The sequence below is a fragment of the Thioalkalivibrio versutus genome (assembly GCF_001020955.1).
GTDB lineage: Bacteria > Pseudomonadota > Gammaproteobacteria > Ectothiorhodospirales > Ectothiorhodospiraceae > Thioalkalivibrio > Thioalkalivibrio versutus.
The window spans coordinates 1,467,531-1,492,649 of sequence record NZ_CP011367.1 but is presented as its reverse complement, the minus strand read 5'-3'; the positions used below and the strand labels follow the sequence as shown (position 1 = coordinate 1,492,649).

At 66.2% G+C, this 25,119-nt stretch carries 19 protein-coding genes and 1 tRNA gene; 8 read left to right on the top strand and 12 right to left on the bottom strand.

Annotated features, from left to right (window positions below):
* Nucleotides 1-141 precede the first annotated feature (141 nt).
* The 5 genes from TVD_RS06890 to TVD_RS06870 all read right to left on the bottom strand — a co-directional run bounded on the left by TVD_RS06890 (nucleotide 142) and on the right by TVD_RS06870 (nucleotide 6,288).
* Nucleotides 142-1,059, bottom strand: coding sequence for an HPP family protein (locus TVD_RS06890; RefSeq protein ID WP_047251177.1), 918 nt, complete (start codon nucleotides 1,057-1,059; stop codon nucleotides 142-144).
* Nucleotides 1,060-1,252: 193 nt separating this feature from the next.
* Nucleotides 1,253-3,508 carry a putative bifunctional diguanylate cyclase/phosphodiesterase gene (locus TVD_RS06885; protein ID WP_047251176.1) on the bottom strand — a complete coding sequence of 752 codons (2,256 nt, stop codon included), beginning with the start codon at nucleotides 3,506-3,508 and terminating at the stop codon, nucleotides 1,253-1,255.
* On the bottom strand, nucleotides 3,505-4,413 hold the full coding sequence (locus TVD_RS06880; RefSeq protein ID WP_240472248.1) for an alpha/beta hydrolase: 909 nt from the start codon (nucleotides 4,411-4,413) through the stop codon (nucleotides 3,505-3,507). The genes TVD_RS06885 and TVD_RS06880 overlap by 4 nt, the downstream gene beginning before the upstream one ends.
* A gap of 188 nt (nucleotides 4,414-4,601) precedes the next feature.
* Nucleotides 4,602-5,444 (bottom strand): OmpA/MotB family protein, encoded by an 843-nt coding sequence (locus tag TVD_RS06875; protein WP_047251175.1) that lies wholly within the window; start codon nucleotides 5,442-5,444, stop codon nucleotides 4,602-4,604.
* A gap of 4 nt (nucleotides 5,445-5,448) precedes the next feature.
* Nucleotides 5,449-6,288, bottom strand: a complete 840-nt coding sequence (locus TVD_RS06870) for a motility protein A (protein ID WP_047251174.1) — start codon at nucleotides 6,286-6,288, stop codon at nucleotides 5,449-5,451.
* A gap of 121 nt (nucleotides 6,289-6,409) precedes the next feature.
* Here TVD_RS06870 and TVD_RS06865 point away from each other — a divergent pair, with 121 nt between their 5' ends.
* The 5 genes from TVD_RS06865 to TVD_RS06845 all read left to right on the top strand — a co-directional run bounded on the left by TVD_RS06865 (nucleotide 6,410) and on the right by TVD_RS06845 (nucleotide 11,803).
* Entirely contained in the window at nucleotides 6,410-7,000 is a 591-nt protein-coding gene (locus tag TVD_RS06865) for a LemA family protein (RefSeq protein ID WP_018145650.1), read from the top strand.
* Between the two features lie 13 nt (nucleotides 7,001-7,013).
* Nucleotides 7,014-8,981, top strand: a complete 1,968-nt coding sequence (locus TVD_RS06860; RefSeq protein WP_047251173.1) for a M48 family metallopeptidase — start codon at nucleotides 7,014-7,016, stop codon at nucleotides 8,979-8,981.
* 58 nt (nucleotides 8,982-9,039) lie between these two features.
* Nucleotides 9,040-9,126 (top strand) — tRNA-Leu (locus TVD_RS06855).
* A gap of 19 nt (nucleotides 9,127-9,145) precedes the next feature.
* Complete coding sequence (locus tag TVD_RS06850; RefSeq protein WP_019571297.1) at nucleotides 9,146-9,454, top strand: GIY-YIG nuclease family protein; 309 nt, start codon at nucleotides 9,146-9,148, stop codon at nucleotides 9,452-9,454.
* Nucleotides 9,455-9,547: 93 nt separating this feature from the next.
* Nucleotides 9,548-11,803 (top strand): sensor domain-containing diguanylate cyclase, encoded by a 2,256-nt coding sequence (locus tag TVD_RS06845; protein ID WP_047251172.1) that lies wholly within the window; start codon nucleotides 9,548-9,550, stop codon nucleotides 11,801-11,803.
* Here the strand turns inward: TVD_RS06845 and mnmC2 are convergent.
* The 4 genes from mnmC2 to TVD_RS06825 all read right to left on the bottom strand — a co-directional run bounded on the left by mnmC2 (nucleotide 11,764) and on the right by TVD_RS06825 (nucleotide 17,058).
* Complete coding sequence (mnmC2, locus tag TVD_RS06840; protein WP_019562509.1) at nucleotides 11,764-13,608, bottom strand: tRNA (5-methylaminomethyl-2-thiouridine)(34)-methyltransferase MnmC2; 1,845 nt, start codon at nucleotides 13,606-13,608, stop codon at nucleotides 11,764-11,766. The genes TVD_RS06845 and mnmC2 overlap by 40 nt on opposite strands.
* An 85-nt stretch (nucleotides 13,609-13,693) precedes the next feature.
* Nucleotides 13,694-15,202: a peptidoglycan DD-metalloendopeptidase family protein gene (locus TVD_RS06835; RefSeq protein ID WP_038050252.1), complete on the bottom strand. Its 1,509-nt coding sequence runs from the start codon at nucleotides 15,200-15,202 to the stop codon at nucleotides 13,694-13,696.
* A 99-nt stretch (nucleotides 15,203-15,301) separates the two neighbouring features.
* On the bottom strand, nucleotides 15,302-16,084 hold the full coding sequence (locus tag TVD_RS06830; RefSeq protein ID WP_018169799.1) for an ABC transporter permease: 783 nt from the start codon (nucleotides 16,082-16,084) through the stop codon (nucleotides 15,302-15,304).
* Entirely contained in the window at nucleotides 16,081-17,058 is a 978-nt protein-coding gene (locus TVD_RS06825; protein ID WP_018937562.1) for an ABC transporter ATP-binding protein, read from the bottom strand. The genes TVD_RS06830 and TVD_RS06825 overlap by 4 nt, the downstream gene beginning before the upstream one ends.
* A gap of 92 nt (nucleotides 17,059-17,150) precedes the next feature.
* On the opposite strand from TVD_RS06825, the gene TVD_RS06820 reads away from it, so the two are divergent.
* On the top strand, nucleotides 17,151-18,536 hold the full coding sequence (locus tag TVD_RS06820) for a leucyl aminopeptidase family protein (RefSeq protein ID WP_047251171.1): 1,386 nt from the start codon (nucleotides 17,151-17,153) through the stop codon (nucleotides 18,534-18,536).
* A gap of 36 nt (nucleotides 18,537-18,572) precedes the next feature.
* Here TVD_RS06820 and TVD_RS06815 read toward each other — a convergent pair whose 3' ends face one another.
* Nucleotides 18,573-20,000, bottom strand: coding sequence for a Glu/Leu/Phe/Val family dehydrogenase (locus TVD_RS06815; protein WP_047251170.1), 1,428 nt, complete (start codon nucleotides 19,998-20,000; stop codon nucleotides 18,573-18,575).
* A gap of 56 nt (nucleotides 20,001-20,056) precedes the next feature.
* On the opposite strand from TVD_RS06815, the gene dusA reads away from it, so the two are divergent.
* A complete protein-coding gene (dusA, locus tag TVD_RS06810) occupies nucleotides 20,057-21,046 on the top strand; it encodes a tRNA dihydrouridine(20/20a) synthase DusA (RefSeq protein ID WP_047251169.1) in 990 nt (329 codons plus the stop codon).
* A 24-nt stretch (nucleotides 21,047-21,070) separates the two neighbouring features.
* Here dusA and TVD_RS06805 read toward each other — a convergent pair whose 3' ends face one another.
* Together TVD_RS06805 and purB are read right to left on the bottom strand one after the other, a co-directional pair.
* Nucleotides 21,071-22,243 carry a cupin domain-containing protein gene (locus tag TVD_RS06805; protein WP_047251168.1) on the bottom strand — a complete coding sequence of 391 codons (1,173 nt, stop codon included), beginning with the start codon at nucleotides 22,241-22,243 and terminating at the stop codon, nucleotides 21,071-21,073.
* Between the two features lie 13 nt (nucleotides 22,244-22,256).
* On the bottom strand, nucleotides 22,257-23,624 hold the full coding sequence (purB, locus tag TVD_RS06800) for an adenylosuccinate lyase (RefSeq protein WP_047251167.1): 1,368 nt from the start codon (nucleotides 23,622-23,624) through the stop codon (nucleotides 22,257-22,259).
* 96 nt (nucleotides 23,625-23,720) lie between these two features.
* Here purB and TVD_RS06795 point away from each other — a divergent pair, with 96 nt between their 5' ends.
* Nucleotides 23,721-25,103 carry a class II fumarate hydratase gene (locus TVD_RS06795; protein ID WP_047251166.1) on the top strand — a complete coding sequence of 461 codons (1,383 nt, stop codon included), beginning with the start codon at nucleotides 23,721-23,723 and terminating at the stop codon, nucleotides 25,101-25,103.
* The last annotated feature ends 16 nt before the right edge of the window (nucleotides 25,104-25,119 follow it).

Sequence of the window (25,119 nt, the reverse complement as noted above, 5' to 3'; positions counted from 1 at the left end):
GGCCCTTGCCGGTAGAACCACTACCGGCTGCGGACCGCGCCTGGTCTCGGAAAACCTGGGGTACCAACGCGAGCGTGTAGATTGATCAGTGTTTCCCTAGCGCGAGAGTATAAGCGCCGGGCAGGGGCAGCCCCAAACGCTTCAGTCACCCGGGGCGGATTTCGGGTCGAGCTGGTGATGGGCCCAGGCGGTGAATTCCTCCAGCGTGGCGCGGTCCTCGCCTGGGTTGTCCGGCCCCGCAAGGTTGCGGTAGGCCACTTGCCCGTCGTCGATGCGTAATACGCGCCGCACGGCCCAGTCGGCATCGCTCTCGCCATTGCTGAAACAGTGATCCGGCTGGATCGCGTCCGGCGTGATGGGGTCGGGGTGCTGGTGATGGCGCCGGGCCAATAGGTACAGGCGTGCGAGGTCGTCTTCGGTGAGGTCGAGATACAGGTTCATTTCGCGCATGGCGTGTTCGAGGTCGTCCTGGCCCAGGCCCGCCCGCTCCAGGGCAGCCAGGGGGCCTTGCTCTGGGGCTTCGGGCGTCGGCGTCAGGCTGGCCGGATAGCGCCGCCAGGGGAACGGGTAGTTGATGATCACCGCGACAACAAGCATGACGCCCACGCTGGTCAGCACGGGATGCAGGAGAAACCAGGGGCCCAGGGTGTGCACCGACTCACCTCCCAGAACCGCATAGAGCGCGGTGGCGCCGCCGGGGGGATGCAGGCACCGCAGGTAGTGCATCAGCCAGATTGCGAGCCCGACGGCGACCGCTGCAGCCAGCAACGGGTGGGGCAGAACGTCGCGCACCAGGACCCCCACGATGGCGGCGACGGCATGGCCACCGAGCACGTTCCGGGGCTGCGACATCGCCGCGTGGGGCGCAGCGAAGAGCAGCACGGCCGTGGCGCCCAGAGACGCGAGGATCAGCCCGTTGATCCCGTTGTCGGTGACCGATGCTGCGACTTCCAGCGAGAGGTAGAGGCCGATCACGCCGCCAATCAGGGCAATCAGCTTGTCCTTGTGGTCGGTGGTATCGAGCCAGTCGCCCAACAGGGATCCGCGTCCAGAGCGCAAACCGGCCTCCTCATAAGTGGAAAACGGAGTATATGTTCTGCGTACGCCGTCTCCGGGTCAAATGGCATCGCTTTGACACGGACTGACCGAGGATGTCAGCGGGGCGGGTCTATAACGCGGCCGCACCCCGGAAACGCTAGTCGCAGGTTTCTCTGGAGATCCAGTTTCCGCTACGAGGACCGCTCGCGAGCAATCACATCCGGGAAATGCCTGCATGAGCCTGCAGGACCCGTGGGAGGCCTTGCGAAACCGGGGCAGGGTGCCCGAGATGGTAGCCCTGTGCGAAATCGAACTTCAGGGCGTGTACCCGGCTGAGTTGTTCGGCGGTCTCGATCCCTTCCGCCACGGTGGTGTAGCCCACATCGCGGATCATCTGGACCAGGCCCTCGAGGATGTGGTGCTGGTCCGGGACATCCAGGCTGCGTATCAGGGTGATATCGAACTTGACGGTATCCACGGGCATGGAGGCCAGATAGCGGATGGAAGAGTAGCCACTGCCGAAATCGTCGAGGGCGACGAGAAACCCTTTCTGACGTAGTCGCTGGAGATTTTCCGTTGCCAGTCCGATCTCGGTGATCAGGGCGGTCTCCGTGACCTCGAGGATGATTGGCCGATCCTGCAGGAAGGGGACGAAGGCCTCCAGCCACTGGGTAAGCCCGGCATTCACGATGGTGGGGCCCGACAGATTGATCGAGATACCGACCTCAGGCGGGATGAGGGAGGCCCGCAGATCGCCGAGGATGCGGGTTAGTACGGCCCGGTCCAGGTCGACCTCCAGGCGGCGCGCCTCGACGACGGGGAAGATATCCGCGGGTCCGATGACTTCGCCCTGGTGTTCGATACGCAGCAGGGCCTCGACATACGAGGGATGATGTTCGTTCAGCGCAACGACCGGCTGGTAGGCCATTCGGATCCCGGTTCCCCGGGTGATGGCCTCGTACACGGCATTGTTGATCCAGTTCGAATAAAGGCTCTGGGTATCCTTCTCCAGTTCCGGGGTGAACAGCACGACCGGCGAGGATCCGGGGCGCTTGGCCTTGTACATGGCAACGTCGGCCTGCCACTGCAGGGCCTGCATGGCCGGTGCATCGTTGCCGGGCGCGACGGCCAGGCCGATGCTGATCTTGATCGGTTCCCGCACCCCGTACTGGGTGAAGTCGGTGGCCCGGATCCTCTCCTGGCAACGCTCGCCCAGGCGCTGGGCGCCCGATTCGTCGCAGTCGAGGAGGAGTGCGGCGAATTCATCGCCGCCGATACGAAACAGGTGTTCCCCGTCCCGCAAAACCTCGTCGATGCTGCGCGCCACACTCTGCAGTACCGCGTCGCCCGTCTGATGGCCGTAGCTGTCGTTGATGGCCTTGAAGTGATTGATGTCGAACAGGGCAAAGCACACAGGATAGCTGTGGCGGGCGGCCAGTCGCGGAAGGGTGTCCCAGTATTCATCGAAGGCCCGGCGGTTACGCACGCCGGTCAGGGCATCGTGATGCGCGATGCGCCAGAATTCGCGGTTCTTTGCCTTCAGGCTGGAATGGACGTCCTGGAGCCGGGCCTGGTAGGAATTCAGCGATTCGCGGATCTTTTCCGTCTCCGCGACGGGCAGCAGCCCGCCGACGCGTTTCAGCACAAGGCCCCCGGCGCTTTCGCGCAGCCGGTCGACGTGGCCGGAGATGTCGCGCAGGGGGCGGACGATCAGATAGGCCAACGTGGAGAACAGGACAAGCGTGATCACACCCAGGATGGCCCCGAGATTGACCACCGCGCCCGACAGCAAGTCCTCCACCTGATCGGCCATGGGATTGGGGCGCAGATCGAACTGAGCATGCTGCAGAAGCTCCCTCGCGGGGATGACGTTCCGCTCGCCGAGGTCGAATCGGATCGATTCGGGATCGACATGGCGGTAGACACGGCCCTCGCGGAGGGCATCCAGGAACCGGCTCTTCAGACCGACGAAGCCGGGTGGGGACTGGGCTGCGTCCGGCGCGGGAATCGGCTCGATGACCATCAGGAAGGGCTCGGTGTCGCCCCGTACCGCCCGTGGAGCGGGTGGCGGGAGCTCGAGTCTCCCGGGCAAGTGGTCGCTGTCCGAACCGGGCAAGGTCATTCCCTGGTGATCATAGATCCCGGCGTCCAGGATCCTGTCGGTCAGGATCCCCGCCTGGTGCATGCGATGATTCTTCCAGTAGGCATAGTAGTGCGGCGTGCCCAGTTGCTGGCGCACTTCCTCCCAGCGGGCGAACCTGGATGCCTGTTCTGCCGCCTGCGTGAGGACGTGCTCGAGCGTGCCGGCAAGCTCCTGGCGGGCGGCCTCGCGGCCACTTTCCTGGATCTCGCCGCGTAGCTGGTCGACCTTGTACCAGGTGTAGAGGCCAAAACTGGCGAGGGTGACCAGGGCGATCGCTGCTAGCAGCAGGGCATAGTGCGTGATTGACGGGGTTCGGCCGGAAATCATTGCGCGCGGTATCCCTGGAGGACGTGCTCGATCTCGTCCAGCAGGTCGAATTCGTGAAACTGATCGAAGAAGTGGTTGGCTCCCTCCACGATGCGGACCTCTGCGCCATGCCGTTGCAGGGTCTCGATCCATTCCAGGTCGATCCGGTCATCGGCGCTGCCCGCGATCAGGGTGGAAGACACACCGCACGACTGGAAGGCCCGGTTGGTACGTTGCTTGTCCCAGTCGTAGTAGGACAGGTACGCCGCGGGCGTGGTGACGTACTGGCGACAGAAACCCAGGGCATACTCCGCCAGCCCGGCCTTACCACGGGCAAGGGCAGCGCGGGCACGAGCGGCATGTTCGGGGGATTCGAACGCGGCCTCGCCGTGCCCGAAATAGGTCACGCTAATGAAGATGGCGTGGGCGACGGGGCTGCCCGGGGAGTGCGTAAGATAGTCGAGAAGGTTGATGCTGCCGGCGCTGTGTCCGATGACGACGGGTTCCTGGCCGGTCTTTGCGTGCAGCCAGTCGACCCAGATCGCGATCTCTTCCTGGGTGTGTTCCATGGTGTGGGTATGTACGGCCTCGCATGGCAGGCTCGCCGTGCGCCGATCGATCCCCAGTGTCAGTGTGGGGGTCAGGACCGTGAACCCCGAGTCCGCTAACGCCAAGGCGAGGCGGCGCACGGTGGGGAAGTGACGGGTCTGCAGGAAACCGTGCTGAATCAGGACCGCGGGCATGTCCGGTTCGCCCGCCCAGTACGCCGCTTCAGCCGAATCCCCGGACGTCATTTCCAGGATCACGGATGTTTCCTTGGCGGTTGCAACCGTGTTCAGGCTCAGGAGGATCACGGTCGCAACCGCAACCGCAACCGCAACCGCAACCGCAACCGCAGCCGCACTTCGCAAGAACCATCTAGACATCCTTGTATCCCCCTGTCCTGACACGCAAACCGCTAACGAAAATCCCTGATCGCAATGTACCAGCATCCTGCTGCGGCGGCATGCGTTGGCTAATAAACACGCGTGGATCGTACCGCCTGTCGCGCGCTCGCCGCACCGGCGAAGACCCGCTTTTTCGTCGCGGTCGAGCAACGTTGCCTGAGCCGAGCCTACTGGCCGGGATCCGTGTGTGGCACCGCATCGGTCTCCAGCATGAGTGACACACGACGGTTGGCGGCGCGGCCTTCCGGGTTGGCGTTGTCGGCAACCGGACGAGTGTCGGCCAGCCCGACCGCGCGGAGCTGGGCTGCGTCCAGCTCGCGGGCCACCAGGTAGCGCACGACGCCGCTGGCGCGAATCGAGGATAGCTCCCAGTTCGACGGGAAGCGCTCGGTCGCGATGGGGATGTTGTCCGTATGGCCCTCCACGGTGATGGTGCCGGGGTGATCTTCCAGGATGGGGAGCAGGTCCTGGAGCAGCGACTGGCCATCCGGGCGCAGGTCGGCCTCGGCGGTCCCGAACAGGATGTCGTCGCGGATGCGCAGCTCCATCCGTCCAGGTTGCTCGACGACGTCCACGCCCTCGGGGGCGCGCGCGCGAAGGTGCTCGGCCTCGCCCTCGGTCTCCCGCTCCGGCGGCTGCTCCGTGACCCCCTCCGGGCCGGAGGGGGCATCGATCGCCCCCTCGTCGAGGTCGGGCAGGCCCATAAGCGAGGGATGAACCAGGGGTTCGATGAGGGCGCTGCGGTCCGGGTGGGCTAATGCGATCGGGCTGGCAGAGACCGCCCTCGGATCATCGTCACGCGGGTCCATGAAGGTGAGCATGATGACGAACACCACGATAACCAGGGTCAGAACGTCCAGATAGGTGAGGATCCAGGCGTGCTCGTCGTCGCGCTGGCGTTCGCCCGGGTAGGAACCGAGAAAGGCCTGCTCCGGGCGTGTGGCGGCGTGGGCATCCATCTCTGCCTGCAGCGCGGCGCGTTCGGCGGTGGAGGGGCTGGCTCCGGGCATGTTCTCAGCGCCGTTCCGTGGATTCGCCGCTGGCGGGTTCGTCCGTATCCGGCTCCTCCTCGCCATTCGGGGCCGCCTGGCGGATCTCGTCGCTGTGGTTCTCCATGAACGAGCGCAGGGTCTCGCGGATGTAGCCCGGCGAGCGCCCCTTGCGCATCAGCATGATGCCCTCCAGCACCATGGTCATCAGCACCACGCGCTCCTCGGTTCGCCGCTCCAGCTTGATGGCGATGGGCCGGAAGACCAGGTTGGCGAGCAGGATGCCGTAGAACGTGGTGATCAGGGCGATGCCCAGGTTCACCGCGATGACGGTGAAATCGTCGTTTTCAGTGGTCAGCAGCAGGTTGATCAGGCCAATAAGCGTGCCGAGCATCCCGAACGCCGGGGCATAGGTGGCCATGGTCCGGAACATCTGCGCATCGGCCTGTTCGCGGGCACGCAGGCGCGCCATGCGCCAGTTCAGCAGGTCGGAGACATCGTCCATCGGCGTGTCGTCGATGACCAGCTGGATGCCGGTGCGCAGGAACGGGTTGCGGATCTGGTCCAGGCGATCCTGGATGCGCCGCAGATTCTGGGAGAACCAGTAGCGCGAGACCTGGACGATCTCCTCGAGATCCAGGGTGACGTCGTAGCGTTCCTCGCGAATCGCATTGGCGCCGGCGCGAAACACGCGCATCACCTCGTGGAAGGGGTAGCTCATCAGCGTGGCCGCGATGGTGCCGCCGACCACGATGCCAAGGCCCGGCAGGTTCAGGAAGGCGTCGATATTCTGCGAGGAAAACGCGATGACGCTGCCGAACACCAGCAGACTGCCAAGGATGCCGAGGAGGGTGGAGAGATTCATGCGTACTTCCGGAAGGAGACCGGGGTCAGCATAAAACACCGCCATCGTGAGCGTCTGCCTTGTCGTGCTACCCGCATTCCGGCGTACACTCGGCTCGTCGACGATCAAGGAGTGTGGCGGGATGGATATGACTTGGGTGGTACTGGGGATCCTGGTTCTGTTGGTGATCTGGGGGGTGTGGACGTACAACCGCCTGGTGACCTCGCGCAACCGGTACAAGAACGCCTTTGCCCAGATCGATGTGCAGTTGACCCGCCGCTATGACCTGATCCCCAACCTGGTCAAGGTTGCGGAACGCTACATGAGTCATGAGCGCGACACCCTCGAGGCGGTCATCCAGGCCCGTAACAATGCGAAGGAAAGCCTGCAGGAGGTCGGCGGTGATCCAACCAACACCGAGGCCGTGCGTAAGCTCTCGAGCTCGGAACAGGGGCTGTCGGGGGCCTTGGGGCGGTTGTTCGCGCTGTCCGAGAGCTATCCCGACCTGAAGGCCAACGAGAACATGATGCAGCTGTCCGAAGAACTGACCAGTACCGAAAACCGCGTGGCTTATGCCCGCCAGGCCTTCAACGATGCCGTCATGCAGTACAACATCCTGCGCGAGATGTTTCCCAACAGCCTGATTGCCAACAACCTGGGGTTCCGCCCGGGGCAGCTGCTGGAGATCGAGGACCCGCAGAAGCGCGAGCCCGTGCAAGTGAACTTCTCCTGATCCCCGAGGCGTCATGAATTTTTTCGAGCAGCAGGACCGGGCGCAGCGCCGGACGCGCTGGTTATTGTTTCTGTTCGGCCTGGCGGTACTCGCCATCGTGTTGGTGATGAATGCCATCGTGCTGGTGGTGTTCGGTCAGGCAGAGCCTGTCGCTGCGGGCGAACCCTGGCTGACACGTGAGTTCCTTGCCAGCAATGTCGCCGTGATGGTCTGGACGACCGTGCTGACGGTTGGCTTGATTGGCCTGGGCAGTCTCTACCGCACGCTCGGTCTGCGCGATGGCGGCGGGGCGGTGGCCCGCGAACTCGGCGGGACGCGGGTGGATGGTGATACCCGTGACCCGCTGCGGCGTCGCCTGATGAACGTGGTGGAGGAGATCGCCATCGCCTCCGGCGTGCCGGTGCCCGAGGTCTACGTGCTCGAACAGGAGGCCGGTATCAACGCCTTTGCCGCGGGTTACTCGCCGGACGACGCGGCCATCGCCGTGACCCGCGGGGCCCTGGAGCAACTGGACCGCGATGAGTTGCAGGGCGTGGTGGCGCACGAGTTCGGGCACGTACTCAACGGCGACATGCGCCTGAACATCCGCCTGATGGGCATGCTGTTCGGGATCCTGGTGATGGCCCTGATTGGCCAGCGTGTGCTGCTCGCCATGAGCCTGTCGCGCAATAACCGCAACGCCGGGGGCATCGTCGCCGCGGGCGTGGCACTGATCGTGGTGGGCTATATCGGGCTGTTCTTCGGGCGCTGGATCCGCGCATCCGTTTCGCGCCAGAGGGAATACCTGGCGGACGCCTCGGCGGTGCAGTTCACCCGGCAGCCGGAGGGTATTTCCGGAGCGCTCAAGAAGATCGGCGCCGCCCATACCGAACTCGGGGCGGACACCGAGGAGGTCGGACACATGCTGTTCGCCTCCGGGGCCGTCAGTCAGATGTTTTCGACCCATCCACCGCTGGTCCAGCGCATCCAGGCGATCGAGCCGGGATTCAAGCCGGAAGAACTGGAGGCCATCCGCGAGCAGATGCAGAAGGATGCCCAGGCGCGTCGTGTCGAAAAGGACGCCCAGGCCGAGGCGCAGGAACGCGACCGCGGCTCGACGGAAGGCCCGGGTGGCCTGCTCCTGAATCCGGAGCGGCTGATGGAAAACATCGGCGATCCGGGGCTTTCGCAGATCCTCGGGGCGGGGCTGCTGGTGGCAGCGATGCCGGGGCCGCTGGAGCGCGCGGCGCATTCCGATGCCTGGGGTGTCGATGTCTTGTTGTACCTGCTGATCAGTAACGATCCGGAAGTACGCGATCACCAGCTCCTGCGGATTGCCGGCACGCGGGGGGCGGAGAGCGAGTCCCACGTCCGCACCCTGCTGGAGGCCGAACCCGAGCTGCGCCCGGACCTGCGCATTCCGCTGCTGGAGATGAGCTTTCCGGTATTGCGCCATCGCCCACGCGAGGAACGCCGGCAGCTGGAAGGCCTCATTGACGAACTGATCCGCGCCGACGGCCGGGTATCGGCGTTCGAATACGCGACCGGCCGTCTGTTGCGGCGCCAGTTGCGCGACCTGGAGCAGCCCGAACGTGCCCGCGCGGGCGGACGCGACCGGCTGGCTCGCCATGCTGCCCACGCGCAGGACACGCTGGCCGTGCTCGCGCATCACGGACACCCGGACGACCCCGACAAGGCCCGGGCGGCCCTGCGCGCGGGCGTTCTGGCCCTGGCGATCGAGGAGCCCACCGACGAGGCCATTGCCGCAGCTCTGGAGCGGACTGCCGATGAGGCCGCCTGGGCCGAGGGGCTGGATAGGGCGCTGGAGGCCCTGGATGCCCTGCGCCCGGCGGACAAGCAGACCCTCATCACGGCGATGCTTGCCACGATCACGCATGGCGGCCAGACGATAGTCGCGGAGGTGGAGCTATTGCGGGCGATCGCGGCCTCGCTGCACGTGCCGTTACCCGTCGCGGAGATGCCCGCCGCCGACGCGGAATAGTGCGGCCCGCTCCCGCGGGTGCGACGATCGGGGCCGCGCGGTATGATGCGGCCGCTCCGGGGGCGTGGCGGAACTGGTAGACGCATCGGACTTAAAATCCGCTGGGCGCAAGCCCGTGCCGGTTCGATTCCGGCCGTCCCCACCAATCATTTCTACCCGGGTGTGTGATCGTGGCCAGCCCCCAACCCTGGTACGTCTATCTCCTGGAGTGCCGCGGTGCCCGGGTCTATACCGGGGTCACACCGCGGCTGGAGGCGCGCCTGGCCGCCCATCGTGCGGGGCGCGGGGCGCGTTTTACCCGCATGTACCCGCCGGAGCAGCTCCTGGGGGCGAAGGTGTTCCCCGGCCACGGCGAGGCACTGCGTGAAGAACAACGCATCAAACGCCTGCCACCCGCCGAGAAGCGACGTCTCGCGGCGACCTGGAAGAGGCAGAACGACGGGCCCGAGGGCACGCTCGATCACGAGGCGTGAGGCGAAGGTCCGTGTTGCGTCCATGCAACGGTTCAGCCGGGCCCGGGAAAGGCGCATAGTGGGGCTCTGAGCGTCCCTGTGAAAAGATCCGGCATGCCCCAGTCCACGGACACAACGGAAGGATCCGAAGCGCGGCCAGCGGCCCAGCCGGCCGACGCCCGCACCACCGAACCGCATATCAGCGGCCCGGTGGTGGCGGCGCTGATTGCCGGGTTGCTGTTTGCCCTGCTGTTCGTGGCCATCGACCAGGGCTGGAAACAGCAGATGGCCGACCGCTATCAGCAAGCCGTGGTCTCGGAGGCAAGCAGCCTTCGGACCCAACTGGAAAGCGTGCTGAATGGCACGGTCCATGCGACGATCGGGCTTGCCGCCTATGCCTATGTCCACCCGGACCTGACCGAGGATGACTTCGACCGGGCAGCGGACCGTCTTTATCGCAGCCAGCCGGAACTGATTCGCTCTCTGACCCTGGCGCGCGGCGAGATCCTTGCGCTGGTCTACCCGCGCGATGGCAACGAGGACGCGATCGGCCTCAACCTGGCGGAACATCCGGAGCAGGGCGCCTCCTATCAACAAGTGCTGGAGAGCCGGCAAACGGTCGTCGCCGGGCCCTGGACGTTGGCACAGGGCGGTCGGGGGCTTCTGGTGCGCGCCCCGGTCCTGACCGATCCTGAAGATCCGCCGGCGTTGGCCAATCCGTGGACACTGTCGAGTATTGCGCTGGATTTCGAAACGATCCTTAGCAAGGCGGGTCTGGCCCCGCGCCCGCCCAGCCTGCAACTGGCCCTGCGCGGCCTCGACGGGACCGGCGCCGATGGTGAGGTCTTCTACAACCCCGAACAGATCGACGTGGCCAGCGCGCCGCTCGCGCTCGACGTGAGCTTTGCCGGGGGCCAGTGGCAGATGCTTGCACACCCTGTCCCCAACCCATCCGCCACGGAGCGCCCGGCCGCCTGGTGGGTGATGGGCGTGGTCGGGCTGCTGGCGGTTAGTGGGTACACCTTCCGTGTGGGGGAGGGCATCCGGCAGCGGCGGGAGGCCCTCACGCGCTATCAGGCGCTCGTGAATCGTCTGGCGGATGCCACTCTGGTGGTCGCGGGGCGCCGGGTCCTTTGGGCCAATCCGGCCTTTACCCGCATGACCGGCCTGTCGCCGGATCCTGGCCAGACTCTTTCGGCGCTGGGGGTGATTCAGGCCGACGATCGCCGGCGCCTTCCCCCTGCGCTCGATTTTTCAATGGCATTGGAGGATCCGCGCGGGCGCGAGATCCGCGTCCACACGGCGGACGGAGCTCAGCGGTTTCATTTGCTGCGTTGGGTGCCGATTGACTGGGAAGGGCAGCGGGCCTTCCTGTTGAGCTTTGTGGATGTACACGACAACCGAATGCTGTTCGACGCGTTGAGCGAGGCCCGTGATCTTCAGGACGCGCTGTTCGAGGCCATGCCCGGCGATGCCCTGGTGATCGACGACACCGGCCTGGTTCGCGCGGTCTTTGGCGAAGCGCGGCGTGGCCAGGCACCCCAGCACACGGCGGCCGGGCACACACTGGCGGAACTGCTTCCGGATGAGGTCGCGCAGCGCTTTTCCGGCGTCGTGCGCCGGGCCTTGCGCGAAGGCGAATTGCAGGAGATCCAGTACCGCCTGCAGGCGAGCGTGTTCCACGGAGGCGAGACGAGTCCATCAATGGAGGCAACCCGCTGGTACGAGGCGCGGGTACGCCCAATCGACGCACCGTTCGAGGGTTCGTCGGCCGTGGTGTGGCACGCACTGGACGTGACCGAGCGCAAGCAGCTGGAAGACCGCATGCAGGCCCTGGCCTGGGAGGACCCGTTAACCGGAACCGCGAATCGCGCGGCGCTGGATCGGGCATTTCCGCGGCTTGCGGCGCGCGCGGATCGCAAGGAGGGACAACTGGCGCTGCTGTTCATTGACCTGGACCGTTTCAAACCGGTGAACGATCAGTACGGCCATGCCGTAGGGGACGAGCTCCTGCGCCAGCTGGCGCAACGGCTTGCGTCCAGTCTGCGTTCGGATGACCTGCTGGTGCGCCTGGGCGGGGACGAGTTCATCGTGCTGAGTGCGCCGTTGAATCGACGCGAGGAGGCCGGGAGGCTGATTGAACGGTTGCAGGCGGCTTTCCGCCAGCCGTTCGAGTTGCACCCCGGCCACATGGAACCGGTGGAGGAGAGCCTCTCGTGCAGTATCGGGGTCGCCTTCTATCCCCGAGATGGTCAGCGCCTGGCGGACCTGATGATGGCCGCGGACCACGCGATGTACCGTGTCAAGGCCGCCGGACGCAACGACGTGTCCTACGCGTCGGAGGCGGCGCCGGAATCCGGCACGGAGTGACGCGCCGGGGCGAACCGTGCCGCGGTTTGCGCCTCGAGGGGCTCGATCAGACCCAGCAGGTGATCGGCCAGCCATTCGCCGGCCAGCGGGGCATAGAGCAGACCGCGCGAGCCATGCGCCAGGCTCAACAGCACCCGGCCACCGGGATCCAGCCGGCTGCGCCCGACCAGCGGCAGGCGATCGCGGACCACGGCGCGTTCCCCGGTCCATTGCGCGAGGATCTCGACTGCCTGGGCATCCTGTAGCCCCGGCACCCAGGCCAGATGCTGCAGATTGGTCTGATCATCCTCGGCCTGAGGGGACCGTTCATTTTCGGCCCCTGGGGCCTCCGTGCGGCGATAGGTCGCGCCGATCCAGGCGGTGCCGTCGTCTCCCGGGATGCAGTAGCCCTGACCGGTTGCGACATAGCCACCCCAATCGGGGAAGGCCGCACGGACCCGGGTCATCTGACCGGTTACCGTGGAGATACCCGCTTGTTCCGGGCACAAGGTGGTGCCATCGCCGGCGGCCGTCGCCACCACGACCGCGTCGAAGTCTTCAGACCCAGTGTCGCTCTCAACCTGCACGGTACCGGCGTTGGACGACGGCTTCAGCGCCTGTACCGATTCCATGTGCAGGGGCGGCAGGGCGTGGGCCACGGCCTCGCAAAGGGCCCGCATGTCGATCGCCAGACCGTCCGGGTAGTAGATGTGTGGGTCCGCGGTGCAACCGGGCCCGCCAGGATCGAACAGCAGGGCCGCATGTTCGGGGCCCGCTTTCAGCAGACGTTCCACGCGCTTGCGTCCGTGGGCGCTGATGCCATGGAAGGCCACGCCCATTGCCAGCCGGATGCCGTATGCGCCGGTCGGGTCGAGCTGGCCGGCAAGGAAAGCGGTATGGCGCATCCCCGCGAGCGCCAGGGTATTCAGCTCCCCGTCCCGGGGGTGCAGGTTCGGTAGCAGGACGGCGGCCGGGTTGCCGGAGGCACCACCGCCGGCACCGTTCGGGTCGAAGACCGTGACCTCCACGCCTCGCGCCTGCAGGGCATGGGCGGCGCTGAGCCCGGCAATGCCGGCCCCCACGATGGCGACACGTTGCGGTACCGCGCAGGGTGCTGACTTCGCGGGCGACAGGGGCTCCCTAAGGGTCCCCACGAGACGCTCCCGTTTCGGGCCATGCCCCGGCACCCGGCGCACATCGAACCCCGTGCTCTCCAGGTCGCGTCGAACCTGACCGGCTGCAGTGTAGGTGCCGAATGTAGTACCCGGCGCGGAAAGCCGCGCCACTTGCCGGAACACCCCGGTGTTCCACAGGGCGGGATTGCTGCGCGGCGCGAACCCGTCAAAGAACCAGGCGTCCACGGTGCCGCGGATCTTTGCAAGAAGGGGAGCGGCGTCACCCAGGCCCAGGGTCAACGCGGCCCTGGCCTCGGGGAACTGGATTCGGTGGAGTCCGGGAACCGGTGGTGGATACTGGGCCCGTAACTGACGGGCGTCAGCATTGTCGAGGCCCAGGCGTTGGTGCAGGGCCGCAAGGTCGGCGGGTGCGAGCGGGTGGGCCTCGAGGCTCAACAGGGACAGGAAGGCGCCGGGGGGCGCGTGGCGTCGCCACTCCTGTAGCGCCAGCAACAGGTTGAGCCCGCTTCCGAAGCCGGTCTCGGCAAGCACGAAGCGCTGACACTGGCGGAAGCGCCGGGCGAGGTCGTTGGCCTCGATGAAGACCTCGCGCACCTCGGCATGCGGATCGCTGGAGCCGAAGTAGCCGTCCCCGTAGTCGGCGGCGAAAGGCTGTCCGTCACGCCATTCGAGGCGTGCCCAGTCGAGCAAGGGGGGGGAGAGCAAGGGTGTCGCCAAGGAGCGGGCCGTCACAGCCCGCCAGGCGTGATTGCGCGAGACGGGCCGTAATGGGAGGTTAGCGGGCCAGTTCTTCGAACGGGGTGAACGCCACCTGCTGGTTGCGCTGTCCGTTATCCAGCTGGGCCAGCAGGGTCTGGCTGATGGACTTGAAGCGGTCGAGCTCGTCGCCTTCCAGGGCGTCGCTTTCCGGCAGTTCCACGCGCATCGGGTTCTGGGGGCGGCTGTTCACGTGGATCTCGTAGTGAAGATGCGGCCCGGTACTGCGACCGGTATTGCCGGACAATGCGATGCGGTCGCCCCGCTCGACGGTCTGACCCGGGCGCACCAGCTGGCGGTCCAGATGCAGGTAGCGGGTGGAGTAGCCTTGACCGTGCTCGATCACGATGAAGCGACCGGCATACGGGTGGTTCTCGACGCGGGTTACGCGACCGTCGGCGGGTGCCTGGATCGGAGTTCCGATTGGCATGGCGAAGTCCGTCCCATGGTGCGGGGCCACACGTCCGGTCACCGGGTGACGACGGTTCGGGTTGAAGCTGGAGCTGATGCGATAGTTGCCGGAAAACGGGCGGCGATCGAACGGGGGCAGAAGGCTTTCGCCATCCGGGGTGTAGAAGCGCCCGTTGACGTTGCGCGCCGCACGGATCTCGATGCGCTCGCCTTCGTAGTCGAATGCCAGCAGACGCAGGTTGAGCGGGGTGTCGTCGCCCACCAGGGTTTCCTGCTCGACCAGCAGGGTGAACTGATCGCCGGTACGGGCGTGGGTGCGCACCGGCAGGTAGCGGTCCAGCAGCACGGCCAGGGCGTTGGCCGCACGCGCGGAGATATCCGCCCGTTCGGTCAAGGCGTTGGCGATGTTGCCATCGATCTCGGCCGTAATGATCAGGTGGCTGACCTCGCGGCCGTTCTCGACTTCGCCGAGTTCGAACTCCCAGCCATCGGCCTCGCGGACCCACTCATGCCCACGGGCCCGGTCGGTCCACAGGCGCAGGCGAGTCAGGTAGCCCTCGTCGTCGACCTGCCATTCGATCTCCTGGCCGGGGCGCACACGGTTCAGGATCGAGGCGTTGTCGTCGTCGTCCAGCAGGCGGTAGAGGGTCGCCAGCGGGAGTTCCCATTCGCGTTCCCAGAGGCCCGTCAGACGCTCGCCTTTCTGCAGGGTGTGGGTGTACCAGTCGGTGTCGGTCGCTTCGGCGTCAGCGGCGACATCGGAGTCGCCGTCGAGATCGAAGGTCTCGTAGGACGTCGGGGCCTCGGCGTCCGGGTCGATTGCGGCGTCGTCGTAATCCGCGGCGGGCTCGCCCGGCAGGTCGGAGGCAAAAGCCACGGTCTGGGCGCCGCCCTCGAATGCGGCACCATGCGCCGTCCGTATCGACGCGCCGCCAGCCGGATGGTCCGTACGGGCGAGCGCGAGCTGGGATGCGGGGAGCGGATTGCCGGCGCCGATTTGCAGCGGTTGGGACGTCTCGGAGGGCTGGGAGGCAAGAAGCAGGCTGGTGCCCACCAGAATGGTGAGTCCGGCGGTCCCCGCCAGAAAGAAATGCAAAGTCTTTCTGTTGTTACCCATATGGCTGTTGCCCTGCAGAGTTTCCGCTTTATACCACGTTTTTTCGGGCAATAAACAGCGTCGGAAGGCGGTCTCCCGAAGTTTCGCGGCCTGCGCGTCTCAGGATCGAATCCCTACGCCCCGATTGAGCAGGACCAACGCAACCCCGTACATGACTGCAATGAACCCGGCAATGATGGCGAAGGACATGGCGATCGGGAAGTCACTATGGCCCAGGCTGCCGTAACGGAAGGCGTCGACCATGTAGAGGATCGGGTTCAGCATGGACACGCCCTGCCAGAATTCCGGCAACAGGCTGATCGAGTAGAATACCCCGCCCAGATAGGTCAGCGGCGTCAGGATGAAGGTCGGGACGATGGCGATGTCGTCGAAGGTGCGCGCGAAGACGCCGTTGATCAGCCCGGCGAGGGCAAACAGGATGGACGTCATCAGCACGATGATCAGCATTACGCCGGGGTTGTGGATGCTGAGTGGGCTGAAGAACAGCGAGACCAGCAGTACGGCCACGCCGACCGCCAGCCCCCGCGCCACGCCGCCAAAGACGAACCCAAGAATGATCACGCTGTTGGGGATGGGCGAGACCAGCAGCTCCTCGATGTGGCGCTGGAACTTGGAGCCGAAGAACGACGACACCACATTGGCATAGCTGTTGGTGATCACCGCCAGCATTATCAGGCCCGGGACGATGAAGTCCATGTAACGGTAGCCTTCCATCTCCCCGATGCGCTCGCCGATCAGCCCCCCGAAGATAATGAAGTACAGCGCCGTGGTAATGACCGGGGGCAGGACTGTCTGCACCCAGATCCGGGCAAAGCGCAGCACTTCCTTGCTGACGATGGTCCGGAAGGCGGTCCAGTAATCGCGCAGATGGGAGTCGCTCATGCCTGATTCTCCGGCTGCTCGGTGGTCCCGCTGGCGCCGGGGGTCAGATGGCTGGGGTCCTGGCCGGGGCGGGTCATGCGGATGAAGAGTTCCTCCAGCCGATTGGCCTTGTTGCGCATGCTCTGGACGCGAATCCCGGCCTGATCCAGCACCCGGAACAGGTCGTTCAGGTGCTGGCCGCTGCGGATATCCGCCTCCAGCGTCATCTCGTCGACCTGACGCAGGGCAATCGGGGAATCCAGCGGGATGCCGGGTGGCGGCTCGCTTAGATCCAGCACCATGGTCTCGGTCTCGAGCTTGGCCAGCAGCTGCTTCATCGTGGTGTTCTCGATGATCGCACCGTCATCGATGATCGCGATGTTGCGGCACAGCGTCTCCGCCTCTTCCAGGTAGTGCGTGGTCAGGATGATGCTGCGCCCGTCGGTGTTGATACGGGTAAGAAAGTCCCACATCGAACGCCGCAACTCGATGTCGACCCCGGCGGTGGGTTCGTCGAGAATCAGCAGGCGCGGCTCGTGGACCAGGGCGCGGGCGATCATCAGGCGGCGCTTCATGCCGCCGGAGAGCGTGCGCGCCATGTCCTTGCGCTTTTCCCAGAGCCCCAGCTCCTTCAGGTAGTGCTCGCAGCGCTTCCAGGCCTCGCGCCGGGGGATGCCGTAGTACCCGGCCTGATTGACCACGATCTCGCCAATCGGCTCGAAATTGTTGAAGTTGAATTCCTGCGGGACCAGCCCGATGGAGCGCTTCACTGCCTGCAGGTCGGTATCGACGTCATGGCCGAAGACCTTGACCGTGCCGGCGGTCTTGTTGATCAGCGAGGTAATGATCCCGATGGTCGTCGACTTGCCGGCCCCGTTGGGCCCCAGCAGGGCGAAGAAGCTGCCCGGGGCCACCTCGAGGTCGATGCCCTTGAGGGCCTCGAATCCGTTCTTGTAGGTCTTCTTGAGCCCGCGAATCTCCAGCGCTGGCGTCATCGTCACATCCTGTAAGGCTAGGGGGATACGACCCCGGAGGGTCGACAAGGCAGGTATTATGAAGGCTTTGAATTGTTTTCGAGGAAAGCCGCGTGGATTCTGTTTTTGTTGCGTCGTCCGACACCGCCGTTCCCCTGATCCCGGTCAGCCGCGAGTCGCTGCCGGTCCGCCTGGAGAGTGCGCCGGAGAGCTGGCGCAAATGGGTGGAAGCCTCCGGGTTCGAGGCGGAGCCGGGCGCAACCCTGCGCATCCCGGATACCGAGGGCGGGCTGGCGGCGGTGCTGGCCGGCTTCGATGCGGAAACTCCGATCTGGATGGTGGCCGCAGCGGCCGAGACCCTGGGAACGGGGGATTACCGTCTGGAAACCGATTCCCTGAACCCCGAGATCCAGAACCTGGCGGCCATAGGCTGGGGCCTGGGACGTTATCGCTTCGAGCGTTACCGCGAGGCGCAGGATCGCTCGCCGCGGCTGGTGTGGCCGGAAGACGCGGATCAGGCGCGGGTGCTCGCGTTTGTGGAGTCCATCGGGCTGACCCGCAACCTGATCAATACCCCGGCCGCCGACATGATGCCGGCCAATCTGGCGTTGAAGGCTCGGGAGCTGGCCGAGGAATTCGGCAGCAGCCTGCATCTGGTCAGCGACAGCGACAAGCTGGAGCAGGATTTCCCTTGTATCCATGCCGTGGGGGCTGCCAGCGACCACGGGGCCCGGGTGATCGAACTGACCTGGGGGGCGCCCGACGCGCCGTCGCTGGTGCTGGTGGGCAAGGGCGTGTGCTTCGATTCCGGTGGCCTGAACCTGAAGCCCGGCAATTCCATGCGCCAGATGAAGAAGGACATGGGCGGGGCGGCGATCGTGCTGGGGCTGGCGCGCCTGATCATGGCGCAGGCGCTCCCGGTGCGGCTGACAGTGCTGATCGGGGCCGTGGAGAATGCCATCGGGGCCGGGGCCTTCCGCCCGGGCGATGTGCTGACCGCACGCAACGGCAAGCGGATCGAGATCGACAACACGGACGCCGAGGGGCGCCTGGTGCTGGCCGATCTTCTGGATTGGGCGGGGTCGTTCCATCCCGACCTTCTGGTGGACTTTGCGACGCTCACCGGGGCGGCGCGCGTGGCCGTGGGGACCGAGATCAGCGCCTGTTTCACCCAGGACGAGGGCTGGGCGCGAGCACTGGTCGAGCCGGCGCGCGAATGGGATGACCCGGTCTGCCAGCTCCCCCTGCACACGCCTTACCGGTACATGCTGGACAGTGACGTGGCGGACATCGTGAACAGTACCCCCGGGGGGCACGGCGGCGCGATCACGGCCGGTCTGTTCCTCAAGGAATTCGTCCCGGAGGGCACGACCTGGATGCATTTCGACATCATGGCCTTCAACAACCGCGCGCGCCCCGGCCGGCCCAAGGGCGGCGAGGCGATGGGCATGCGGGCCCTGTTTGCGGCGCTCGAATCGCGCTACCGGAAGCCGGGGTAAGGGGGATACTCCCGCCCCTGACGCGGCGCGGCGGCATCAGATCAGTTTCAGGTCGCTGCGGGCGCGAATGATCTTGCGCAGCGCGATCAGATAGGCGGCGGTGCGGTAGTCGAGCACCTCGCCATTGCTTTCCATCTCGCGGACCTCGTGCATCTCGCGGAAGGCCTCGCGCATGGCGTCGTCCAGGCCGGAGCGGACCAGGTCGATCTCCTCGGCCCCGCGCACCACGGCATCGCGAATCCATTCGGGGACGCTCTCGTTGGTCATCATCTCGATGGCACTGACGATGTGCTGGCCCTGGGCCTGGTCGTAGCGGCGCTCCAGGCGTCCGAAGCGCATGTGCGACAGGTTCCGCACCCACTCGAAGTAGGAGACGATGACGCCGCCGGCGTTGACGTACACATCCGGAAGGATCGTGACCCCGCGATCACGCAGGGCCTGGTCGGCCTCCCAGGTGCAGGGACCGTTGGCCGCCTCGGCGATCAGGCGCGCCTGGATCTGGTCGACGTTGTCCCGATGGATCGCGCCTTCCAGGGCGGCCGGAATCAGGATGTCGCACTCGCGTTCCATAATGCGGTTGCCATCGCGCACGAACTCGACCCCTGCGAAGCCCTCCATGGTGCCGCTGCGGCGAACGTAGTCGTGCAGGGCCTCGATATCGATCCCGTCCTCGGAATACACCCCGCCATCGCTCTTGATGACACCGACAATCTTCGCGTGATCGTCCTCCTGCAGGAAGCGGGCGGCGTAATAGCCCACGTTGCCGAAGCCCTGGATGATGATGCGCTGGTCGCCCAGCCCGCCCTCGAACCCGGCCTCGCGGGCCGCCGAGCCTTCGCGGAAAAAGGCCTGCAATGCGTACTGGACACCGCGCCCGGTGGCCTCCAGGCGCCCGCGTATGCCGCCCAGCTCGACCGGCTTGCCGGTCACCGATGCGGCATGGTCGAGGTCCTCCGGGTGGCGATCGCGATAGGTCTCCATGATCCAGGCCATCTCGCGCTGGGACGTCCCCACATCCGGTGCCGGGACATTCTGGGCCGGGCTGATGTAGTCGCGTTGAATCAGTTCGTGGGCGAACCGTCGGGTAATGCGCTCCATCTCCCATTCGTTGTACTTCTGCGGATCGATGCGCAGGCCGCCCTTGGACCCTCCGAAGGGGATATCCACGATGGCGCATTTGTAGGTCATCAGGGCCGCCAGGGCCTCGGCGTGGTCCTGATCCATGGTCGGGGAGAACCGCAGGCCACCCTTGGCCGGCAAGCGATGGGCGGAATGCACCGCGCGCCAGCCCTTGAACACCTCGATGCGGTCGCGAAAGCGGATCGGAAAGCTCACCTGAATGACCGAGTCGCAGGTCTTGACGGCCTCCCGGGCCCCCTCGGGAAGATCGAGGTAGCCCATGGCCCGGTCGACCATGTGTGAGACACTATCGCGAAAGGTTTCAGGCACTTCGCTTTCCGACATGATGGCAATCCTTTCTGATTTTTGGGCGCCGCCTGCGCGGCATGGAGATTCTGTGAATGGGTAACGCGGGCCACGCTCCCGACCCGCGGTTTTCGGTTGCGCCGATGATGGACTGGACGGACACCTGGTGTCGCCGGTTCCATCGGCTGCTGACACGACGGGCATTGTTGTACACCGAGATGGTGCATGCCAACGCGGTCATCCATGGCGATCGCGACCGGTTGCTGGGGTTCTCCCCGGTGGAACACCCGATCGCGCTGCAGCTGGGCGGCTCCGATCCGGCCACGCTGGCGCAGGCCGCCCGCATCGCGGCGGATCGCGGCTACGACGAGATCAACCTGAACGTGGGTTGCCCCTCCGACCGTGTGCAGTCGGGCGCGTTCGGGGCCTGCCTGATGGCACAACCGGGGCTGGTGGCCGAGTGCGTCGCAGCCATGCAGCAGTCCGTTGACGTCCCCGTCACCGTCAAGCATCGCATCGGCATTGACGACCAGGACTCGGAGGCCGACCTGCACGCCTTTGTCGAACGCGTGGCCACCGCCGGGTGCCGCCACTTCGTGGTGCACGCGCGCAAGGCCTGGCTCCAGGGCCTCAGTCCAAAGGACAATCGCGATGTTCCCCCGCTGGACTATCAGCGCGTCTATCGGCTGAAGGCGGAGTTTCCCGACCTGACGATTGTCCTGAACGGCGGACTGGACGACGTCGGCGCCGCGCGCGCGCACCTGGAGCATGTGGACGGGGTCATGTTCGGTCGGCTGGCCTACCACCAGCCCTGGAGCCTGTCGGTGGTGGACCGCCTGTATTTCGGGGGCGGGGACGATCCCACCCGCGAGGAGGTCCTGGACGGCATCCTGACGATTGCGGAGGGGATGCACCGTGATGGCGTGCCGCTGGCGCGGCTGACCCGGCATGTCCTGGGCCTGTTCCACGGCGCGCCGGGCGCGCGCCAGTGGCGGCGGATCCTGACCGAGGGGGCCCACCACCCAGATGCCGGGCCGGCACTGATCGAGCGGGCCGCGCAGGCCTGTCTCCCCCGGGCAGCCTGAGAGCCCGGAGTCGTCGCGGCGTGACTATTCGCCCGGGTCGTCCGGTGCCAGCCAGCCGGCCTCGAGCCCATCCTCGAGGATCTGCCGGATCATGGGGATTGCCTCCTCCCATTCCGCGATGCTGAGCGTCTCCGCGCTACAGAAGGCTTCGAGAACGTCCGCCGCGACCGCCTGTGCGGGATAGTCGTTTCCGGCGATGCACAGGATCGGGCCATCGGGGCCCTGGAACCACGCACGCCGGACGCCGGGGTGGATCGCAAAGCGATCGGCCGGGCCGGCAGTGGCCGCCAGCCCCGGGTCCCCCGGGGCGAGCTCGACGTTGCCGGCGGGGCGGGTCAGGAAACGCCCCAGATAGGCGTCCAGGTCGTGATCCTCCGCCGCCAGCAGGGCGCGCAGGGCTTCGCGCAGCGCCTCGCGATCCGCGGCGGGAAGCTCCGCTGCGTGCGCGGACGGGTGCCGACCCGGATCCTCGAAGCGCGCCTGGTCGCCGATCACGTTGGCGCGCTCCTCGAGAAACCCGGTCAGGACATCAAGGATGGTCGGGGCGCGAAATCCCACCGACCAGGTCATGCACTGATCGTCCAGCGACAGTCCGTAATGCGGCAGGTTGGGGGGCAGGTAGAGCAGGTCGCCGGGACCCAGCTCCCAGGTCTCGGTGGGATCGAATGCCCGCAGGATGGCCAGTGGCAGATCGTCGTGGCAATCCAGCGATCCCGGAGGGTCCTGGATCTGCCAGCGGCGCCGCCCCGCGGCCTGGAACAGGAAGACGTCGTACTGATCCACATGCGGCCCGACCGAACCGCCGGGTGGGGCGTAGGAGATCATCAGGTCATCCCGGCGCCAGCGCGGGATGAAATCGAAATGGGCGAGGAAATCCGGGCCACCGGACCAGAAGCGCTCCACGTCGGTGACCAGCAGGGTCCAGTCGCGTTCAGGAAGCTCGCCCAGCGGCTCGGCTTCGAAGGGGCCGTATTCGACATCCCAGTCCTGGCGGTCGACATGCCCGCTGACGATCCGGCTCGCGGCGTCCGGATCGGTGGCCAGGCCGGCCAGGTCATCGGGCTCGATCGGATTCTCGAAACCGGCAATCGCGTCGCGCACCAGTAGCGGGCGCTGTTGCCAGTAGTCGCGCAGGAATTCGGCGGGCGTCAGGCCGCCGAGTAGCGCGAGCGGTTGGTTCGGGTCCGGGGCCGCCATGCCGCGCGCGGGATCAGAGTTCGCGCGCGAGTCGGTCGGCGATCCCGGTGTAGCTGCCTGGCGTCAGCTCGCGCAGGCGGGCACGGGCCTCTTCCGGGATGTCGAGGCCGTCGATGAACGCCGCCAGGCCCTGGGGGGTGATGCGCTGGCCCCGGGTCAGTTCCTTGAGCTTCTCGTAGGGCGACTCGATGCCGTAGCGGCGCATCACGGTCTGCACAGCCTCGCCGAGGACCTCCCAGTTCTGGTCCAGGTCCTCTGCCAGGCGTCCCGGCTCGATCTCCAGCTTGCCCAGGCCGCGGCCGAACGCCTTGTAGGCGATCAGCGACCAGGCGAATGCCAGGCCGATGTTGCGCAGTACGGTCGAGTCGGTCAGGTCGCGCTGGAACCGCGAAACGGGCAGCTTGCTCGCCAGGTGGTCGAACAGGGCGTTAGCCAGACCCAGGTTGCCCTCGGCGTTCTCGAAATCGATCGGGTTGACCTTGTGCGGCATGGTCGAGGAGCCGACTTCGCCGGCGACCACCTTCTGCTTGAAATAGCCCAGCGAGATGTAGCCCCAGATGTCGCGCGACGCATCCAGAAGGATCGTGTTCGCGCGCATGAAGGCGTGGAACAGCTCCGCCAGGAAGTCGTGCGGCTCGATCTGGGTCGTATGGGTGTTCGGTTCCAGGCCCAGACTCTCGATCATCCGGCGCGACAGGGACGGCCAGTCGACCTCGGGGTAGGCCACGGAATGGGCGTTGAAGTTGCCCACCGCGCCATTGATCTTGCCGAGGCAAGCCACCCCGGCGATCTCGGCGCGCTGCCGCTCCAGTCGCGCGACCACGTTGGCCAGTTCCTTGCCCATGGTGGTGGGGGAGGCGGGCTGGCCGTGGGTGCGAGCGAGCATGGGCTGTTCGGCGAAGCGGCCGGACAGTTCGCGCAGCGGCGCGAGCACGGCGTCCAGGGCCGGGAGCATCACCATGTCGCGCGCCTCGCGGACCATCACGCCATAGGCCAGGTTGTTGATGTCCTCGGAGGTGCAGGCGAAGTGCACGAACTCGATCTGGCTCTGCAGGTCGTCGCGGTCCGCCATCTGCTCCTTGATGTAGTACTCGATCGCCTTCACGTCGTGATTCGTCGTGGCCTCGATCTCCTTCACGCGCGCCCCGGCCACTTCGTCGAAACTGAACGCGATCTCGTCGAGAAAGGCGCCGGCCGTATCGGTCAGCGCCGGGACCTCGGGGATCGCGGGCTCGGCGGCCAGGGCCTTGAGCCAGGCGATCTCCACCCGCACGCGGGCCTGCATCAGACCTTGTTCGGAGAAGTAGGGGGCCAGGTCGCGGGTATGCCGGGCATAGCGGCCATCGACGGGGCTGATCGCGGACAACGGGCTCAGGGACATGGGGATTCCGGGGTCGGGTTCGGGACAGGCGGCGCAGTATACTAAGGTGCTCAACTGCAATACAGCATCGCGCCACGCGCAAACCAGGAGGAAGGCATGTCGAAGCCCGCAATGCGTCAGGAACAGGACAGTCTCGGGACGGTGGAGGTCCCGGAGCAAGCCCTGTGGGGCGCCCAGACCCAGCGCGCTGTGGACAATTTCCACATCAGCGGGCGGCCGCTGCCGCAGGCCTTCATTCGCGCCCTGGCCCAGACAAAGGCCGCCTGCGCCGAGGCCAACCAGGGGCTCGACCAGCTCCCGGACGAGGTGGCCGGGGCGATCGTCGCGGCCGCCGAGACCATCGCCAGCGGCGAACATGCCGATGCCTTCCCGGTGGATGTCTATCAGACCGGTTCCGGTACCAGCAGCAACATGAACATGAACGAGGTGATCGCAAGACTGGCCTCGAGTGATACCTTGACGGTCCACCCGAACGATCACGTCAACCGTTCCCAAAGCTCCAATGACGTGATCCCCACCGCCCTGCATGTGGCTGCCTCCGTTCAGATGGAAAAGCAGCTGATGCCGGCCTTGCGTCATCTCATTGCGACCATCGCGCGGCGCGAGGGGGAACTGACCGCAATCGTGAAGACCGGACGCACCCATCTGATGGACGCGATGCCGGTGCGGATGAGTCAGGAGCTGTCCGGCTGGCGCCGGCAACTGGAACTGGACGTCGAACGCCTTCGCGACACGCGCGCGCGGGTCAACCGACTGGCGATCGGCGGCACGGCGGTGGGCACCGGCATCAATGCACCGGCCCAGTTCGGGGACCGGGTCACCCACCGCCTGGCGGAGCGCACCGGGATCGCCTTCGAGCGCGAACCCAACGGCTTTGCGGCACTGGCCAGCCAGGACACCGCAGTGGAGCTCTCCGGCCAGCTGCGCACCACGGCCACCAGCCTGATCAAGATCGCCAACGACCTGCGCTGGATGAATTCGGGCCCGCTGGCCGGACTGGGGGAGATCGCCCTGCCGGCCCTGCAACCGGGCAGTTCGATTATGCCGGGCAAGGTCAACCCGGTGATCCCCGAGGCAGTGATCATGGCCGCGCAGCAAGTGGTTGGCCTGGACGCCGCGGTCGCCGCCGCGGGACAGGGGGGCAATTTCCAGCTGAACGTCGGCCTGCCGCTGATCGCCGACAATCTGCTCACCCAGATGGGTCTGCTGGCGCGCGCGGCCGAACACCTTGCCGATCGGGCCATCGCCGGCTTCACGGTCAACGAGGAGGTCTTGCGCACGGCCCTGGACCGCAACCCGATCCTGGTGACGGCGCTGAACGCAGAGATCGGCTACGAGGCCGGCGCCCGGATTGCCAAGGAGGCGTACGCCAGTGGCCGGCCGATCGTTGATGTCGCGGCAGAACATACGGACATCCCGCGTGAACGCCTGCATGCCTTGCTGAACCCGGCGAGCCTGACCGAGCCCCAGACGGACTAGTCCGAGGCCGCCCGGG